Annotated in this window: 18 protein-coding genes and 1 other annotated feature (1 of these 19 running past the window's edge); of the genes, 1 reads left to right on the forward strand and 17 read right to left on the reverse strand. The window is 45.3% G+C overall.

Going from position 1 to position 16,760, the window contains the following annotated elements:
• Positions 1–246: a binding site (T-box leader), on the reverse strand; it reaches 8 nt to the left of the window's first position.
• 26 nt (positions 247–272) lie between these two features.
• From NSB28_RS09160 to NSB28_RS09170, 3 genes are all read right to left on the reverse strand, one after another.
• The gene (locus NSB28_RS09160) at positions 273–1,319 is read right to left on the reverse strand and encodes an aromatic acid exporter family protein (protein WP_109626609.1); all 1,047 of its coding nucleotides are present in this window, start codon (positions 1,317–1,319) and stop codon (positions 273–275) included.
• Between the two features lie 400 nt (positions 1,320–1,719).
• Positions 1,720–3,510, reverse strand: a complete 1,791-nt coding sequence (locus NSB28_RS09165) for an adenine deaminase C-terminal domain-containing protein (RefSeq protein WP_109626610.1) — start codon at positions 3,508–3,510, stop codon at positions 1,720–1,722.
• A 55-nt stretch (positions 3,511–3,565) separates the two neighbouring features.
• Positions 3,566–4,870 (reverse strand): NCS2 family permease, encoded by a 1,305-nt coding sequence (locus NSB28_RS09170; RefSeq protein ID WP_109626611.1) that lies wholly within the window; start codon positions 4,868–4,870, stop codon positions 3,566–3,568.
• Positions 4,871–5,068: 198 nt separating this feature from the next.
• Between NSB28_RS09170 and NSB28_RS09175 the strand changes: the two genes are divergently transcribed.
• Positions 5,069–5,986, forward strand: a complete 918-nt coding sequence (locus NSB28_RS09175) for a LysR family transcriptional regulator (protein ID WP_109626612.1) — start codon at positions 5,069–5,071, stop codon at positions 5,984–5,986.
• A 12-nt stretch (positions 5,987–5,998) separates the two neighbouring features.
• Here NSB28_RS09175 and NSB28_RS09180 read toward each other — a convergent pair whose 3' ends face one another.
• From NSB28_RS09180 to NSB28_RS09245, 14 genes are all read right to left on the reverse strand, one after another.
• Positions 5,999–6,685, reverse strand: a complete 687-nt coding sequence (locus tag NSB28_RS09180) for a DUF2461 domain-containing protein (protein ID WP_109626613.1) — start codon at positions 6,683–6,685, stop codon at positions 5,999–6,001.
• Positions 6,682–7,542, reverse strand: a complete 861-nt coding sequence (locus tag NSB28_RS09185; RefSeq protein ID WP_109626614.1) for an RNA polymerase sigma factor — start codon at positions 7,540–7,542, stop codon at positions 6,682–6,684. The genes NSB28_RS09180 and NSB28_RS09185 overlap by 4 nt, the downstream gene beginning before the upstream one ends.
• 149 nt (positions 7,543–7,691) lie before the next feature.
• Complete coding sequence (locus NSB28_RS09190) at positions 7,692–8,579, reverse strand: ribokinase (RefSeq protein WP_109626615.1); 888 nt, start codon at positions 8,577–8,579, stop codon at positions 7,692–7,694.
• Between the two features lie 206 nt (positions 8,580–8,785).
• The gene (locus NSB28_RS09195) at positions 8,786–9,412 is read right to left on the reverse strand and encodes a class I SAM-dependent methyltransferase (RefSeq protein ID WP_109626616.1); all 627 of its coding nucleotides are present in this window, start codon (positions 9,410–9,412) and stop codon (positions 8,786–8,788) included.
• Between the two features lie 119 nt (positions 9,413–9,531).
• Positions 9,532–10,101, reverse strand: a complete 570-nt coding sequence (locus NSB28_RS09200) for a TetR/AcrR family transcriptional regulator (RefSeq protein WP_109626617.1) — start codon at positions 10,099–10,101, stop codon at positions 9,532–9,534.
• Positions 10,102–10,233: 132 nt separating this feature from the next.
• Entirely contained in the window at positions 10,234–10,872 is a 639-nt protein-coding gene (locus NSB28_RS09205) for an ABC-2 transporter permease (RefSeq protein WP_109626618.1), read from the reverse strand.
• 2 nt (positions 10,873–10,874) lie between these two features.
• Positions 10,875–11,732 (reverse strand): ABC transporter ATP-binding protein, encoded by an 858-nt coding sequence (locus NSB28_RS09210; protein ID WP_109626619.1) that lies wholly within the window; start codon positions 11,730–11,732, stop codon positions 10,875–10,877.
• Position 11,733: 1 nt separating this feature from the next.
• Positions 11,734–12,108, reverse strand: coding sequence for a GntR family transcriptional regulator (locus NSB28_RS09215; RefSeq protein WP_109626620.1), 375 nt, complete (start codon positions 12,106–12,108; stop codon positions 11,734–11,736).
• Positions 12,109–12,320: 212 nt separating this feature from the next.
• On the reverse strand, positions 12,321–12,923 hold the full coding sequence (locus NSB28_RS09220; protein WP_109626684.1) for a DNA-3-methyladenine glycosylase I: 603 nt from the start codon (positions 12,921–12,923) through the stop codon (positions 12,321–12,323).
• Positions 12,924–12,956: 33 nt separating this feature from the next.
• Positions 12,957–13,547, reverse strand: a complete 591-nt coding sequence (locus NSB28_RS09225) for a nitroreductase family protein (RefSeq protein ID WP_392391509.1) — start codon at positions 13,545–13,547, stop codon at positions 12,957–12,959.
• Positions 13,547–14,044, reverse strand: a complete 498-nt coding sequence (locus tag NSB28_RS09230; protein ID WP_109626622.1) for an acetyltransferase — start codon at positions 14,042–14,044, stop codon at positions 13,547–13,549. Before NSB28_RS09230 ends, NSB28_RS09225 begins: the two co-directional genes overlap by 1 nt.
• Positions 14,041–15,549: a DEAD/DEAH box helicase gene (locus tag NSB28_RS09235; protein ID WP_109626623.1), complete on the reverse strand. Its 1,509-nt coding sequence runs from the start codon at positions 15,547–15,549 to the stop codon at positions 14,041–14,043. The genes NSB28_RS09230 and NSB28_RS09235 overlap by 4 nt, the downstream gene beginning before the upstream one ends.
• 114 nt (positions 15,550–15,663) lie before the next feature.
• Positions 15,664–16,032 carry a hypothetical protein gene (locus NSB28_RS09240; protein ID WP_109626624.1) on the reverse strand — a complete coding sequence of 123 codons (369 nt, stop codon included), beginning with the start codon at positions 16,030–16,032 and terminating at the stop codon, positions 15,664–15,666.
• A gap of 58 nt (positions 16,033–16,090) precedes the next feature.
• Entirely contained in the window at positions 16,091–16,540 is a 450-nt protein-coding gene (locus NSB28_RS09245; protein WP_257497635.1) for a GNAT family N-acetyltransferase, read from the reverse strand.
• Positions 16,541–16,760 lie beyond the last annotated feature (220 nt).

Below are 16,760 nucleotides of genomic sequence, written 5' to 3' on the forward strand. Positions count from 1 at the left end.
TGCACACTTTTCATGCACGGTTCCACCTTAACTTTTCACTTCGGATTCAAACAAATCCTATCCTTTAACGCAGGCATACGTCAGCGCCTACTCCCTCCCCCGGTCCGGCAGATCCGGAACAGTTCAGTCTTTCAGCGCAGCAGCTTAGGAATGGTTTTCGTCAGACTTTCTTCATAAGGGGCTTCCACCTGTGCTCCCTCTCTCTGGATGTTTCCGTCTGACTACTCTTTCCGTCATCGCTTTTCTTATGTTATTAATCATATTATAGCAGGTCATTTTGTTACGTCAAGGCTTTTTTCCATATCCATCTGCCAGTATACCCTGAAATGCTCTTCATTCAGCAGATCCACAAATCTCTTCTTGAAGATCAGGAATTCCTCCAGGTCCATGAGGATATGGTAGAGCATAGCCCTGCTCTCAAACTCTTCACGTGTGACAGGAAGCGGCTCTTCCCTCATCTTTTCGAATATATCCTGCAGTTTCTCAATCTGCCTGACAGGGATGTTCATTTCTTTTACATAGGGTGTCAGATATGTGATGTAATCTGATATGATCCTGGCCTGCGCAGGCAGGCTCCTTATCTTTTTCATCTCATAATGCAGATTGTGAAGTACCCCGAACTGTTTTATCCGCATCTCAAAGTACTGGATATAATATCCTGAATGTGACTGGAGATTATTGTTCTGATAATCATATGCCCTGTCCAGGAAAATCTGCAGACGTTTTTCCAGGCCGATGATATCCTCCCAGACATTTATCCTGTCCTCTTCATTCATCAGATAATGGGCAAGTTCCTCCAATATGGTCTGCAGCGCTCCTTCCGTCTCCCTCATATCCTGTATGATCCTGCTTTTCTGGGCGCTGTTGTTCTGAAACAGGTTCAAAAGCACGGCGATGGTGATTCCGATCAGTACCAGCAGGAATTCATTCAATATAAAATGCCAGGTAAAATTATGGGTGGCCAGAAAATGTGTGCCGATAACCGCATTCACAGATATGGTAGCCTTCCATCCAATAGATTCGCTTATAATGATCAGCAGAAAGATAAACAGTCCAAAGGCGATCCACTGGCTGTCCACATGCATAAATATGATTTTCGAAAGAATGACTGACATGGCAAAGGTGAGGACACGGAAAAATGACAGCTTCAGAGTCTCCCACTTGGTAGTCGCTATGGTCAGCAGCGCTATGATACCTGCCGACGATGCATATTCCAGCTGCATCCACTCTGCAATCCATATCCCGATACAGCTTCCTACAGCTATTTTCAAAGCCTGGATCAATATTTTAATAATCTCGGTTTTTCTGCCCGCTCTCAACTGATTGTCACCTCCGCCTTTCTATGGTTGTTTTTTTATTGCCTGCTAATAATCATTATAACTTGCAGATATAAACGATGTAAAGAAATTTTGGCGCTGAAATCCCCGTGATTTACGTAAAAGTTTCGCGCTGCAGCCCTGGGGATTTCCGTGCAAAATACGCAAGAAAACACCTGGCAGAACAGCGTCATTTGAACAGTAATGACTTACCTTCACCAAATATGCCGGCATATATACATACTATACCCAAAATAACCAGCTCTATTATTCTGCCTTATCCGCAACCATTTTTAAACACAGGAAAGGGAGGGCACGTCTCTACGCACTCTCCCTTTCTTATACTGCGGAGCACTTCTGCCTCCTGGTTGATTGCTTATCACTCTGTGACAAATAACACATCCTATGCCTCTGTAAGAAAAAGAGGCACCGTCTCACCTTTTGCCACATCCACCAGTCCGCAGTCTGTGAGTTTAAGGGCCGGACTGACGGGAAGTCCCAGGGTGCATAATGACATGATAGGATTATAATGTCTGTATCCCAGATCAATGAGGCTCTCTCTGACTGAGCGGAGCATATTGCCTATATCATCCGCGGGAAGCTCTGACAGGATGCCGCAGACAGGCAGAGGCAGCTCCGAGGCAACACGCCCGTCCTCCACTGTGCATATCCCTCCCTGAAGCTGTATCAGTCTTCTTGCCGCTGTCAGCATATCATCTGTATCAGCCCCGATGACCATGAGGTTATGATGGTCATGATAGTAGGTGGTGGCAGCAGCCCCTCTCTTTATACAGTCCCCTGTCACAAATCCATAGCCTATATTTCCATTCCTTCCGTGACGCTCCATGACTGCAGCCAGCATGCAGCCTGTCCCTTGCCACAGCAGCTTTCCGTCAGCCACTTCCATTTCCACATGGCTTTCTTTCGTCTGTGTGCATCCGTCATGCACCTCTATGACACGGACAAGGATGCGTTCACGACCGCCGTTTAAAGTCCTCTCCCTCACCTTGCGGGGAAGTGGGGGCTCCAGCTGCTCTGCCAGGATGGAGTCAAGATGCACACTGTGGTAAAATCCCGTGGGAAACCCGTAGGGACGCAGCTGCCTTCCCGTCTCTCCCTTACAGAAAATCTCTTTTCCGTCTTTAAAGACATAGTCCGGCTCAAAGATCATGTGCTCTTCTCTTCTGACCAGCTGGAAATCCGCCCTTCTTCCAGGCGCCAGGGCCCCTCTGTCTCTCAGATTCATCCTTCTGGCCGGGGTATATGATGCACAGTATATGGCTTCCTTCAACGGAAATCCCATATCTACGGCCTTCTGGACAATGTAATTGAGCTGTCCGTGTTCTTTAAGTTCATCCGCCATAGTGTCATCTGTCACAAAACAGCAGTGTTCATACAATCCATTATCTATGATATACTCCAGTATCTCCCGCTTCAACATTTTCTCCTGGAGCTCTACAAACATGCCGTTTTCAAAGCGCTCCCTGATCTCCTCCAGATTATGCTCTGTGTGGTCGGCATCAATTCCCCTGTAGAGAAATTTCGCCAGGTCCAGGCCCACAAGTGACGGACAGTGCCCCTCAACCACAGCCTGGGGATCCTCCTCCCTGAGATAATCCAGGAATCTGGTGATTTCCAGTTCATCCCCCCGGACTATCTGCCGGTAATTCATCACCTCACCAACACAGACTACACCGTCCTCCTGCATCAGGTGCTTCATCTCTTCAAATCCTATGACACCCCCTGTTGTCTCCAGCTTTTCATTTGTGGACGGAACACTGCTTGGAATGCCATAATAAATATCAACAGGGGAATCCTTGGCTCCGTTTATCATTTCATGGATTCCCTGCATTCCCATCACATTCGCTATCTCATGAGGCTCCGACACAAGTGTTGTCACCCCGCAGGACGCAGCGCGCTCACCAAATGAAACGGGCGTCATCATAGAGCTTTCAATATGCATATGGATATCTATGAAGCCAGGAAGCATCAGATGCCCTCTGCCGTCAAGAATACGGCCGGCCTCTATCTGCTGCCTCCCCTCGTCCTCAGACTGGCCTCCCATTCCCATGCAGCCCTTAGTGTCCACATACCATATCCGCTCACCTTTGACATATACATCTGCAGGAATGAACTTTTTCAGATAAGAATTATAAACTTCTGTACCCTTTATGAGCAAATCCGCTTTTTCCATATATCCTCCTGTCTGAACCTTCAGCAGTCTGGTTTCCCCAAACTGCCGCAGGCGATTAAATAATTGAATAGAAATACAGCAGGCACACTGCTACAAGGATCCACATTACAGGGCGGATCTCTTTAATTTTTCCAGATGCGATTTTCATGATCACATAAACAGGCAGGGCGGCACATATACCGTTTGCGATATTATTTCCAAAGATCGTAAATGCAATGCATACAAAGGCCGGAAACGCTTCTGTCATATCGTCAAAACGGATATTCTTCATGGCTCCCAGCATATTAATGCCAATGTACATAAGAACAGGAGCTGTGGCAGCCGATGGTATCATCAGCGCTACCGGCGCCAGTATCAGGGCAAGGGCAAAGAAAACCGATGTAAAGATAACTGTCAGCCCTGTCTTGCCTCCTGCCTCCACTCCTGCGGAGGATTCCAGGTATGTTGTCATACTGGGCATGCCAAACAGTGCACCGAAGCTTGTTGCCACTGCATCCACCTTAAAGCATTTATCGATTCCCGGAAGGTTTCCGTCCTTATCCAGATAACCGGCCTTAGCTCCCACGCCCAGAACTGTGCCGAAGGTGGAAAAGAAGTCAGGCACAAACAGAGCGATCAAAAACGGGATATATGCAAAATTCAAAGCCCCTGTAAAATCAATGCGCATAAACTGCTCCCCGATATTAGCCGGCATAGTAAAGAGGCTCTCAGGCAGCTTTGTCACTCCAAATGGTATACCAACAAGTGTCGTCAGGGCAATAGCTATGATCATGTCACCGGGTACTTTCCTGGATTTCAGGATGAGCAGGATCACAAATCCGATCACAGCCACTATAACTGTTGGTGCGGTCAGGTCACCGAAGCCCAGGCTTTTCTTTGCCTCATTGGCGATGATCAGTCCGCAGCTCTTAGCGCCCAGAAGCGCAATAAACAGGCCGATACCTGCGCTGACTGCATGCTTTAAGCTGACGGGGATGACCTTCACTACCGCCTCCCTCAGGCCCAGAAACGATATGGCAATGAACAGCACACCGCTCCAGAATATAACACCTGCCGCGATTTCAGGCGATATCCCGTCATTTGCGATCATGGCAGTCACGATACCCACGCTCCCCAGCCCCGGCGCCAGCGCAAAAGGCCTGTTCGTATAGAATGCCATGGCACAAGTCGTCAGGATGACAAGCAGTATTAATACAGTAAACATCACATGCTTATTAAGCCCTGCGGACTCCATCATATTCGGGACTGTAGCCAGCACATACGCCATAGTCACGAAGGTTGTGAGCCCGGCAAGCAGCTCGGTCCTCACATTTGTGTGGAACTCTGATAATTTAAATCTCTTCTCCAACCACTGTTTCATCTGTCTCTCTCCTTGCTTTTATTTTCTCCTTGTATTTCCTTGCTTCTCAGCTGTAATCATTGTAAAATAAACATAATTGAAAGTCTAATTCATCTTAGCCATGACAGCGATTCCAATTTGGAATAAGAAAACCGGCAAGTAAATGAAATATTACGCAGCAGGATTCCATATACCCGGAATTTGAAAACGGAGATAACTATGAATATACACGAACTGAACTATGTACTCTGTATCGCCAGGCATCAGAATATCACAAAAGCAGCCCAGGAGCTCTACATATCCCAGCCCACTCTCAGCAAACACCTGCAGAAGCTGGAACGTGACCTGGGCTTAAAGCTGTTTAGCCGCGTGGATAACTGCTATATTCCCACACATGCAGGCAGAAGGTATATGGAATACGCTGCAAAAGTCCTGGCTCTGACCCAGGACTGGGAGCACGAGCGCCAGGACCTGCTCTCCTGCAACGACGGAGAATTAAATATAGCTATTCCGCTGATGCGCAGTTCCTGCATGATACCGCAGATCCTGCCGTCCTTCAGGAGACAGCATCCCAATATCCGTGTCAACTTTCTTGAGGAGACACACGCCATCCAGGAACGGCTGCTGGACGATACCAGGATAGATTTTGCTATTTTCAGTGAGGACCGGCTTGACCCTAAGCTGGACAGCGAGATCCTTGGCTGTGAGCCTGTCCTTCTTGCCGTCTCCCCGGATCATCCCCTCGCGGCCGGGCACCCTGATTTTCTGGCTGCCGGAGGGAATTACCCCCTGCTGGACTGGACGATGATATCAGACGCTAAATTTATCCTTCATTTCCCGGAACAAAATACAGGCGCCATCACACAGCGCCTGCTTGAAAAACACCATATTAAACCAGGGATACCTTTTTATACCCGCAACACCCAGGCAGCGCTGCTGCTGGCCTCACAGAACCAGGGGATCTGTTTTGCCCCTGAGACTTATATCCGCAGCATGTCATTTGAGAGACCGCCTGTGTGCTTCTCACTTGGTGATGATGAAGCATTCACCACCACGATCCTGGCTTTCCGAAGAGGAGCGTACCTGACTGCCTACGCCCAGGACTTCATTTGTATTGCAAAAGAGTATTTCAGTTAATTTAGTGGAATACTATGGGCGCTCCGGCATCTTGAAATCTGCCAGTGCCCTGTTCAGGAAATCATTGAAGGGTTTCATGACTGCACATATCTCTCCTGCTTTTCTTATAAATCCCTCCCCATCCAGAATATCTTCATCCGCTATGTATGCTTCCAGATACCAGCTCTTATATTTCAGATACTCAGCCTGGGGATGTTCTTTGTCATATCCGGCCGGAACGTTCTTCAGCGCATTTCCCTTTACCTCAAAAAGCTCCTTAAACTGCGGATCACTGATAATATTTTCCCATTCCTCACCATGTGCCGAGATATGATCCCTCACCATGGCCGTGGCATCCTTAAACATATCTGCAAAAAGCCCGCCTCCAAGGAAGGAGCGTCCGCCCGGCCTGATCACAAGAAAATATCCCACCGGGACAGGCAGCTTTCCCCTTGAGGAGATATTTGCGCGGAAACACGGGTTATACGGAGATTTATCCTTGCTGAATCTTGTATCTCTCACCAGTTTAAAGGTCAGATCTTTTGGCTCATGTCCCAAGACTGACGGGTCTGCCTTGCCGATCTCACAGATCAGCTCACCTGTCAGCTGAAGGAATTCCTCATTTGCCGCCCTGTATTCCTCCTTATGCCCGTTATACCACTCTTTTGTATTATTTTTCTCTAAATCTGCCAGATACTCCAGCATTATCTTCGTATTCAATTTAATTCCCCCTCTGCGATTGTCTTAAATTCTTCTGATCCCAGAAATCCCTCTATCCACTCCCTTGCTTTTGGGCTGGTGCGGTAAAAAGGCATATCCCAGAATACAAATGACAGATCATCTACTTTTTCCATTGCTTCCTTGCATTTTTTGAGGATTCCCTCATTTCCCTTTTCCATCACTGTATACTCCAGCCTGGCAGGATTGAGCCTGTGGGTGGCTGCCGCATAATTGATCCTCCGCTTGCACCTGCACATCCCCTTACCTGAGAGGCCGCAGTATTCCTCCAGAAAGGCCGCCATTTTTTCTTTCACCCGGGACAGGCGTTTTCTGTATGCTTCAGGAGTGATCTCCAGTATGTCGGCAGCTATCCTGCTGTCTACTTTCAGCATAGTGCCAAGAATATAAATGCATCTGCTCTCTTTATCAAGGCATTGGAGCATTACATTTGTACACGACATCTTAAGCTCCTCCTCCAGAATGGCCTGATCCACTCCCATAGTCATGTCAGGCACGTCCTTCTCCTTCCCGCTTGCTATATCCTCGCCATAATACTCAAAACTGAGCGGATAACGCGAAAACATATTTTTCTTGTAGTCTTTCAGATGATTTACTGCGATCCTGAACACCCACGTGCTGAAGCTGCTCTCACGCCTGAAGGAAGAGAGGTGTGTCATTACCTTGATCAGGATCTCCTGTGATGCATCTTCAGCGTCTGCAACCATGCCCAGCATCCTCAGGGACAGATTAAACACCAGGTCCTGGATATCACCTATAATGAGCTCCAGCGCTTTCTTATCCCCTGCGATCGCCTGATCGATCAAAATTTCCATTTCTGTCTGTAATTTATTTTCCATTATTTTTACCTCCTGATAATTAGACAGTCCCCGTCCGGATTTGTGACATATAAAATAGTAAATACACAGACCTGCCAAATAGTTACGAATAATATAAAGCTAAAGCGCCTGAATTGCAATTCAATCCAGACGCCTTTTGTCATTATTATTTATTTCTGTGATGCCCTGATCACTTCCTCCATCATGGGTATGGATGCAGCCGCACCTTTTCTTGAGACTGCAATGGCTGATGCTCTGGCGCACATATCCAGTATCTTCTCAATCTCCATGCCTTTAAGCAGTCCTGCTATGAAATAGCCTGTAAATGTATCCCCGGCAGCCGTAGTGTCCACAGCCTTAACCTCATAAGCACTCTGCCGGCAGAGCTTTTCACTGTCCTGGTAAATGCAGCCGTCCCTGCCTAGTGTCAGCACCACTCTGGCCTGCGGAAACTTCTCCTTCATGACAGCCAGCACATCCTCAGGATTCTCCGTGCCTGCTATCTGGGCGCCTTCTATCTCATTCATGAGAAATATAGATATCTTTCCCATATCCACAGCCTCAAGCGCCTCATCCATAGGCGACGGGTTCAGGATAATGACCATATTCTTATCATATGCCCTGTCTACCACATAGTCCAGGAGATTTATTTCATTCTGCAGGATCAGCAGATCACCTTCCCCAAAATCTTCCAGCACCCTGTCAATATATTCCTTTGTAAATGACCTGTTGCTGCCCCCATAGAGCAGAATGCAGTTCTGGGCTTCCTTGTCTACCTGGATAATCGTATGTCCGCTCTTGCCCTCTATCTTCTGGATATATCCTGTATCTACCCCATTCTCCTGGCACACTGCAAGGAGAGGCTCTCCCTCTTCCCCTATAAGTCCTGCATGAAAGACAGGCACTCCTGCTTTCGCCATGGCAATAGACTGGTTCAGACCCTTGCCCCCGCAAAATACTTCCATTTTTTTAGACGCCAGCGTTTCCCCGCCTTTCAGGATATGGTCTACTGTGTAGACATAATCCAGATTCAGTGACCCCATATTTAATACCTTCATCTTTTTCCCTCCCATAATCTAATCTCTGCAGCATTCCGGCCCCAGAAAGCCTGCTTTCAGTGAAAACGATTTCTTAAAATGCTTTCTTCTATCGGTATTTTATAAGCAACACGTCAATAAGTCAACTCTCGTTTTTACTTTTCAGCAGAAATACCAGGATGCCCTGTTTGAAGCAATCACAGAGAACTGGCTCAGCACAGATGTACTCAGCTATGTTTTACGGCATTTAGGACAAACGTGTGCCAGTTAATCATTTTCCACTTTTCTGCTTCTAAGCCATGCTTACTCAGCAGGACAATGATTTCCTTTTTCCCATAGATCCGGTAATCCCCGCTGTTTCCATACTGCAGCCCCCTGTTAAACAGCCATCGGACGGGGCCAACCGGAATTGTGGGGTCACCAAGCACCAGTGTTCCCCCTGGTTTTAAGACTCTTTTTATCTCTTCCAGCGCCGCATCCGGGTCAGTATAATGGTGGAAAGAGGCATTGCAGATTATGATATCAAATATATCATTGCTGTATGGGAGCGCCGCCGCGTCTGCTGCCTTTAACTCCACTCCCTTCCCCACTCTTTTTTGTGCTTCCCGGATCATTGCCTCTGAAATATCTACGCCCGAATATTCTGCCTCTCTATTTTTCTGAAGCATTCTGATAACATTTCCATTTCCGCACCCCAGATCCAGTATCTTTCTCCCCTGAAGCTCCATAACCCTGCTGACGATCTCTGAGTACATACACTTCACAAATTTACCGTCACTGCTGGAATCATACTCCTTTGCCTCCTTGTCAAAATACGACTTTGTTTTTTCCTGCATTCTTTTCTTTGTATTCATAGCTCTATAACCCCTCCTGTTGATCATTGGTTGAACATGTGTCATTGACTATAATTCAATATCCAGGTGTAAATTTCCCCGCCAGCATTGGCGGGGCTTGCTTAAATCTACACTGTTATTTATTTTAAGACTTTTAATACAAACTCCTTGAGGATCTCCAGTTTTTGGTCAGAATTCATCTCGCTGTCATTAATAAGCCCAATCTCACCATTCAGGATAAATAGGGCTGCCGCCCTGGCATCAGGCACATTAATTTCTTTTCTCTTTTTTAATTCCTCCAGGTAGGCAGCCACATACGGCAGAATAATATGCAGCATTTCCATGTCCAGCTGTCTGTGGAACAGCTCATTCCCCTTTTCATGGAAAAAACCTGCATATACATATGAACAGTCATCCTCTGCTTCCTGCCACACCTTCCCCAGTCTCTCAATGCACTCATTCACCGAAAGATCTGTCTGGCTGAAGACTTCAATAAAACTCCTGCTGCAGGACTGTGCATATTTTTTGACTGCTTCTTCATACAAAGCCTGTTTATTCTGGAAATAATGATAACACAGTCCTGACGCTACATTCATCTCCCTGGCTATATCTTTCATTGTTACAGCCTCATAGCCTCTCTCAGCAAAGACCTTCATGGCTGTGTCTATGATCTCCTGTTTCCTGACCTCCGGCTCTTTTGATATACGCATTTTCTCACCTCTGGGATAAATATATCACCTCATTGAACATATGTCAATGAATAATATTCAATCAACTATTCAGCATCAGCAGATCAATAGAGCTTTGCAGCTGTTTCTGGTAAATAGGATATTTCCCAATATCTATATAAGCTCCTTATGCCTGTATATATGAACCGAGATCTTCATGGAAATTAAAAGTACGGCTGCTCCTGCCATAAACAGCAGTACATTCTGCAGCAGCACGGGGATCATGTCTAAGAAGTCCGGTCTCAGATTTCCGTACTTTGCAAATGCAGCTAATGAGACAGGGGATGCCATTATGACCAACATAAAAAATATCTTTGTTTTGTCATATCCCAGTTTATATTGTAAAGGTACATAAATACTGTATACAACTGAAGCTCCCAGAAAAACCGCTAAAACACCAGTCAGATTCATACTCCCTACCTGAGGTATAAACAGAGATTCTATCCAGTAGATCAATACACAGTATACAAAGATCAAAATAAATACAATATACTTTGACTGTACGAGCCCCCTGCTGGGGTAAGGCGTAGAACACAGAAGCGCCGAGGCTTTGGAATACTGGTTTTCCTTCATAGATAAATTCTGGAAGAACATAAACTCTGAAAAAACCACAGCCAGCGCGAAACCCGTATACTGTGCAAATTCCGGCATTCTCCATCCTATAAACAATGGTATGCCTATTGCCATAAGTATAACTAACTGGGCATACTTCTTTGAAATCAGAATATCCTTCTTCACTAAATGGATAAGCATAATTACTTCCCCCTTCCAATATAGGCCAGCATTATATCCTCAATATCAGGGCGTTCCGCCAGAATATCCGGCATTCTCCGCCGCAGCTCATCCAGCCTTGCAGTGATTCCGCTAAAGCCATAGTCTGTGGCCTGCAGATCTAAGAACATCGCCCTGCTTTCATTATCTAACCAGCTGATATCCCCTTTAACTCTCCTGTGCCTGTCCACCAGGACATCTTTTTCACAATCCAGTATTATCCGTCCACTGTCAATGAGTACAATAGTATCTGCTATTTTGTCCAGGTCTGAAATAATGTGCGTTGAAAAGAATACGCCCCGCCCGCCTTTTTTCATATATTCACCAAGGATGTCAAGGATCTGGCTGCGTATCTGGGGATCCAGCCCGCTGGTGGGCTCATCCATAATCAGCAGCTCGGCTTTATGGGAGAGCGCAAGTGCAAGAGCAAATTTCATCTTCATCCCTTTGGACAGAGTCGAGATTGTCTGTTTTCCGTCCAGCTTAAATAATTCCATATACATCCTGTAGTCTGCCTCACACCACTTGTCATATGCCGGGGCAACTATGCTTTTCATCTCCGCCATTGACAGCTCGTCATAGAAATAACTGTCATCAAAGACAACACCGATCCTGTTTTTAAGAGACCTCTCATTTCCCTCCAGGTCTTTTCCAAATATCCTGATGCGCCCTGATTCCCTCCCGATAATTCCCAGTATAGCGCGGATGGTAGTTGTCTTTCCTGCCCCATTTGCTCCTATGAACCCTGTAATACATCCTTCCGGCAGTGTAAAACTCACATCCGTCAGTGAAAACTTATTATATCTTTTATTCAGACCTGTTACTTCTAAAATGTTATCCATACTATTCCTCCCCGTATAAGATATCCATCATTTCCTGCAGTTCTTCCTGGGGGATTCCCAGTGCCTTTGCATCTTTTATCATATCTGCCATCTTTTGTTCCACCACGCGTCTTTTAGATTCTCTGAGCAGTTCAAGATTCCCGGTTGAGATAAATGTCCCTATTCCCACCTGCCGTGACAGAAACCCTTCATTCTCAAGCTCTTCATACACCCGGCGGATCGTCAGGACACTGACCTTCAGGTCATTTGCAAAGTTCCTGATAGACGGAACCGGGTCGCCGTCCCTCAATTCCCCGGAGAAAATAGCTTCTTTCATCTGTTCCTTGATCTGCTGGTAGAGCGGCTGGTCTGATGTATTTGAAATAATAACCTTCATTTTTTCTATCGCCCCCTCAGTGTGATGTTTCCATAAGCACACTATACACTTATAGCACATGCTTGTCAATATACTTCGCACAATAATGTTATATAAAAAAGCAAGGCAGACAAAGCCGCCTCACTCTCATCTTTAATCCATATTTTCAAATCTATATTCTCTAACCAAACCAGCGGATCAGGACTAATGCTGACTCTCCCAAAATCCATCCGCTACTCTTCTTTATCCTTTCTCTTATGGATAACAGGATAGTTTTCCACAATGTCCCGGTATCTGAAACATTCTTCTGTATGGTCATTAATGATTCCGCAAGCCTGCAGATGGGAATACACAGTAACAGATCCCAGATACTTGAATCCTCTCTTCTTCAGATCCCTGCTGATCATATCAGATAATCCATTTTTTGCCGGAATTTTTCCCTTCTGATGCCCTGCATAAAGAATCGTTTTCCCATTTGAAAAATTCCAGATGTAGGCGCTGAAGCTTCCGAATTCCTCCCGGATTTTAAGAAAGCACTGCGCATCATGTATCACAGCCTCTATCTTGCGTCTTGACCTGATCATCCCCTCTGTTCCCAGGATACGCAGGACATCCTCCTCACCATAGGAAGCAATTTTTTCATAATCAAACCCATCAAAACAGCTGCGGAAAATCTCTCTTTTCTGAATCATCATATTCCAGTTCAGTCCGCACTGCATGACTTCCATCATCAAAAATTCAAACTGTTTCTGATCATCGTGGAGCGGTATCCCCCACTCCTCGTCATGATATTTTATCATCTTATCGTTAAATGTACACCAACCGCACCGTTCCATCTGTCCCCCGCCTTCCATTTACAATATTCAGCTTTATTCCTTCCACACAGTTACATCTTCCAGACGTTTTCGTGGTCTGGCATGAGGAGCTTCCTGGGGATACCCAAGGGCCACGGCGGCAAGCAGGTCCCCTTCTTCCCCCAGCCATTCGCAAAGCTCCTGATAAGCAAAAAATATATCACAGATCCAGAGGCTGCCCATCCCTTTTTCTGTTGCAGTCAGGAGCATATTCTGGATGGCCGCTCCAATGGACTGGACATTCACGATCTCATAGATCCTGTCTTCTTCATTTAATGGAGTAAATAGCCCCTTTCCCTGTACATCCATCACAAATATGGATACCGGCGCCTGTTCCATGATCTTTATTGTGTATTTGGCAGCTGCCAGATGCTGCCTGCTGTTTATTAGAAGCGCGTCTTCTGTTTCCTCCCGCATAATGCCTCTGCGGAAAACATCGAGCATTTCCTCCTTCTGCCGCCCTTTAACTACAATGAATTTCCAGGGCTGCCTGTTCTTTGCCGAGGGAGCTAAAATGCCGCTCTCGATAATATCTCTGATATCTTCATCTGATATTTCACATTCTGAATATTTACGTATGCTTCTTCTGTCTGCAATCTCTTTTATCATATGCCCTCCTGAGTATTATTCGCCTGCCGTATCATACGCCGCCCAGAATCCTGCACATATCTCATATGCAGGATCGGATAGGGATTCCCCTGGCCGTCGGTTTCTGACCTGGCAAAAACATGGAACCCCATATGCTCATAAAATCCTCTTGCCTGCGGATTTTGTTCGTTTACATCAACTTCATTTACCGCATAATTTTCCATGGCCCATAAAATCAGCTGCCGGCCAATTCCTTTTCCCATTTCTTCCGGGGAAATAAAGAGCATTTCCAGCTTTCTCCCCTCTATTCCCATAAACCCCACAGGATTATTTTCCATATTTAAAGCGGCAATTAAATGTGGAACAGAATTTAATGCATGGGGAAGATATTCTGCAATATTCTTAATCTCTGCTTCAGATAAAAACGAGTGTGTTATCCTGACAGAAGCCTCCCATATTTTAAGGAGTTCGCTGATCAAAGATAAGTCCCTATTCTCCACCTCTGCAAGTTTCATATATTTTTCTCCCTGTTCATTTTGACCCCTTTATCTTCCTCACCGTTCATCTGTAAATTTACTTTATCATTTAGCCTTGTTTTCCTGACTTTACGTATCTTCCCTTTAATTGGTTTCGTCTGAAGGCACTCCATTACGTGTTTTCCTTTATGGTTCAATATCTCCACATAGCTCAGACTGTCCCTGATGTCCACGATCCCGATATCCGAGGCCTCCATACCCTCTATGCTGCAAAGGGTACCTACAATATCGCCCGCCCGCATTTTTGACTTCCGTCCGCCTCCGATCGACAGCCGCATGATCCCTTCATTTAAAGCCTCACCTTTTTTAGGCTTTACCTCCGCTTTTACACGCTGGGATTTCCAGAATGCCTTTTCCTTTTCTTCCTCTGCAGCAGGAGGCTCCATACATGGCAATTCCTTTCCCACATACAGCTCAACCTGCTTTAACATCCTTTTATCATCCTCAGTCACCAGGCTGACAGCTGTGCCCCTTTTTCCGTTTCTCCCTGTCCTTCCTATCCTGTGTACATACACCTCTTTTCCTGAAGGAAAATCATAGTTTACTACATGGGATATTTCTTCAAAATCAATTCCCCTTGCAGCTACATCTGTTGAAATCAGAAACCGGAAACAACCTCTCCTGAATGCATCTACAGTCTTAAGCCTGTCCCTCTGCTCCATCTCACCGTGCAGCATGCCGCAAAATATACGCTTTCTGCGCATCTTCTGAAACAGAGTATTTGTCATCTCCCTTGTCCCGCAGAAGATCATGCAGCTTTGCGGATTCTCGTCCATGAGTACATTAAGAAAAGTATCATATTTACTCTCCTGATCCGTTAAATATATCTTTTCCGTTATAGCCGCTGCCTGCTCACTTGTGGCCTCTTGAAGCACAACTGTGGTATCCTTTATAAATACATCGGCCAGCTCCTGGATCTCCGGTTTCAATGTGGCTGAAAACAGGGAAATCCTGCAGTCCGCCGGAACAAGCCCCAGGATCCTCTTAACCTCATCTATAAATCCCATATCAAGCATTAAGTCCGCCTCATCAATGACAAGCCACTTTATCTTGTCCAGCCTCAGGCTCTCCCTGCGTAGATGGTCCATAATACGCCCAGGTGTTCCCGTCACAATATGAGACTTCTGCCGCAGAGTCTGGATCTGTTTGTCGATAGGAAATCCTCCAAACAGCGCCGGCACCTTCAGCCGTTTTTTCCTTCCTATATGGAAAATTTCTTCACTGACCTGGACTGCCAATTCTCTTGTGGGTTCTAAAATCAGCGCCTGGGGCGCATTTTCCTCCCACTCAATACTCTCACAGACAGGTATGGCGAAAGCTGCTGTCTTTCCGCTTCCCGTAGGCGCTTTCACCACCACATTTTTTCCTTCAAGCATAGGGCGGATAACTTCCCGCTGTATGCTTGTCGGCTCCCTGTATCCCAGCCCGTTTAATGCCTCCAGGATCTCCTCTGAAAGAGAGTAATTATTAAAATCATTTGCCATTATATTTTACCTTTCTCTATCCGGAACTTTTGCTCCGGATCTGCCTCATCTGCTGCTTTTGATCCTGATTCGGAAATTTTCTAATTTGTGAAAGACTTATGAACCGCCATTTACTTATCTATCTAATTCTTTTAATACCAATGGCCAGGCTATATATAAGGCTTTTATATTGTTCTCCAGCATAACATACTGCCAGGTTCCAGGCTTTAATTTTGTCTGTGCTTTTTCTGACTTGCTGATCAGAGACTGAATGGGCGCACATGCATTTTCTAAAGCCGCTCTTTCAAATTCCTGCGACATGTCGTTTCCCAATTCCTTATTTATTAAAGAAAAAGCTATATTCAGCGCGTATATTCTATTTTCCAGCAGCGTATACTGTGAAGTCCCTCGCCGAAATTTAACCTGTGCTTTCTTTCCCTTATCTGCCATGGAAAGAATGGCCTCCAGGGCTTTTTCCATATCTTTTATATCCGTATCACTCATCTGTGTCCTCCTTTTTGACAATATATCATCCTTATTATTGCACGCAGAGGATTTTGATTCACCGTTCCATCTTTAGAAGGCGCTCTGTGGTCCCTTCCTCATATTGCCATACCTCTTCATAATGGAAACCGTGTCTTTCATAAAATGCCAGGGCTCTTTCATTTTTCTCTAATGCCCACAAATAACGGACATCAAAACTCTTAATTGCAAATTCTAGCAGTTTTCCTCCAATACCTTTACTTTCAAAAAAACAATCAACGTAAAGCTTCTTTACTTCTTTATCTTCTACATGGATCATGCCTTTCACAAATTCATCATCATAGACCCATATACTATCTAAAATGCCGGGATTATCTATATATTCCTGAGCTACAGATAAAACCTGCATCTCCCCAAACGAATACTTATCATCCTGAAAAATCGGACGAAAATTTATTCTCTTTGTAAAAACTAATATCTCTGCAATCCTTGAAATATCTTCTTGTTTTGCCCTTCTGATGTCCATCATTTTATATTACCCTCCAATATGGGATTATTACAGCCTGCGGTTTGATAACATGGATTATACCAAGAAATAACAGGCTTATCAACATAAAGCATATCTACAGCACTTGTTTACATTTTTGTTGTGCAAAAACTTATTCTTTGTTAAAAAGTAACTATTACAGAATAAATTTTATTCTGCTAAAATATAAAAGATAAATCGGCGGTAACCTGAGTGCGAAAGC

It is taken from the genome of Murimonas intestini, from assembly GCF_024622195.1.
GTDB classification, from domain to species: Bacteria; Bacillota; Clostridia; order Lachnospirales; family Lachnospiraceae; genus Murimonas; species Murimonas intestini.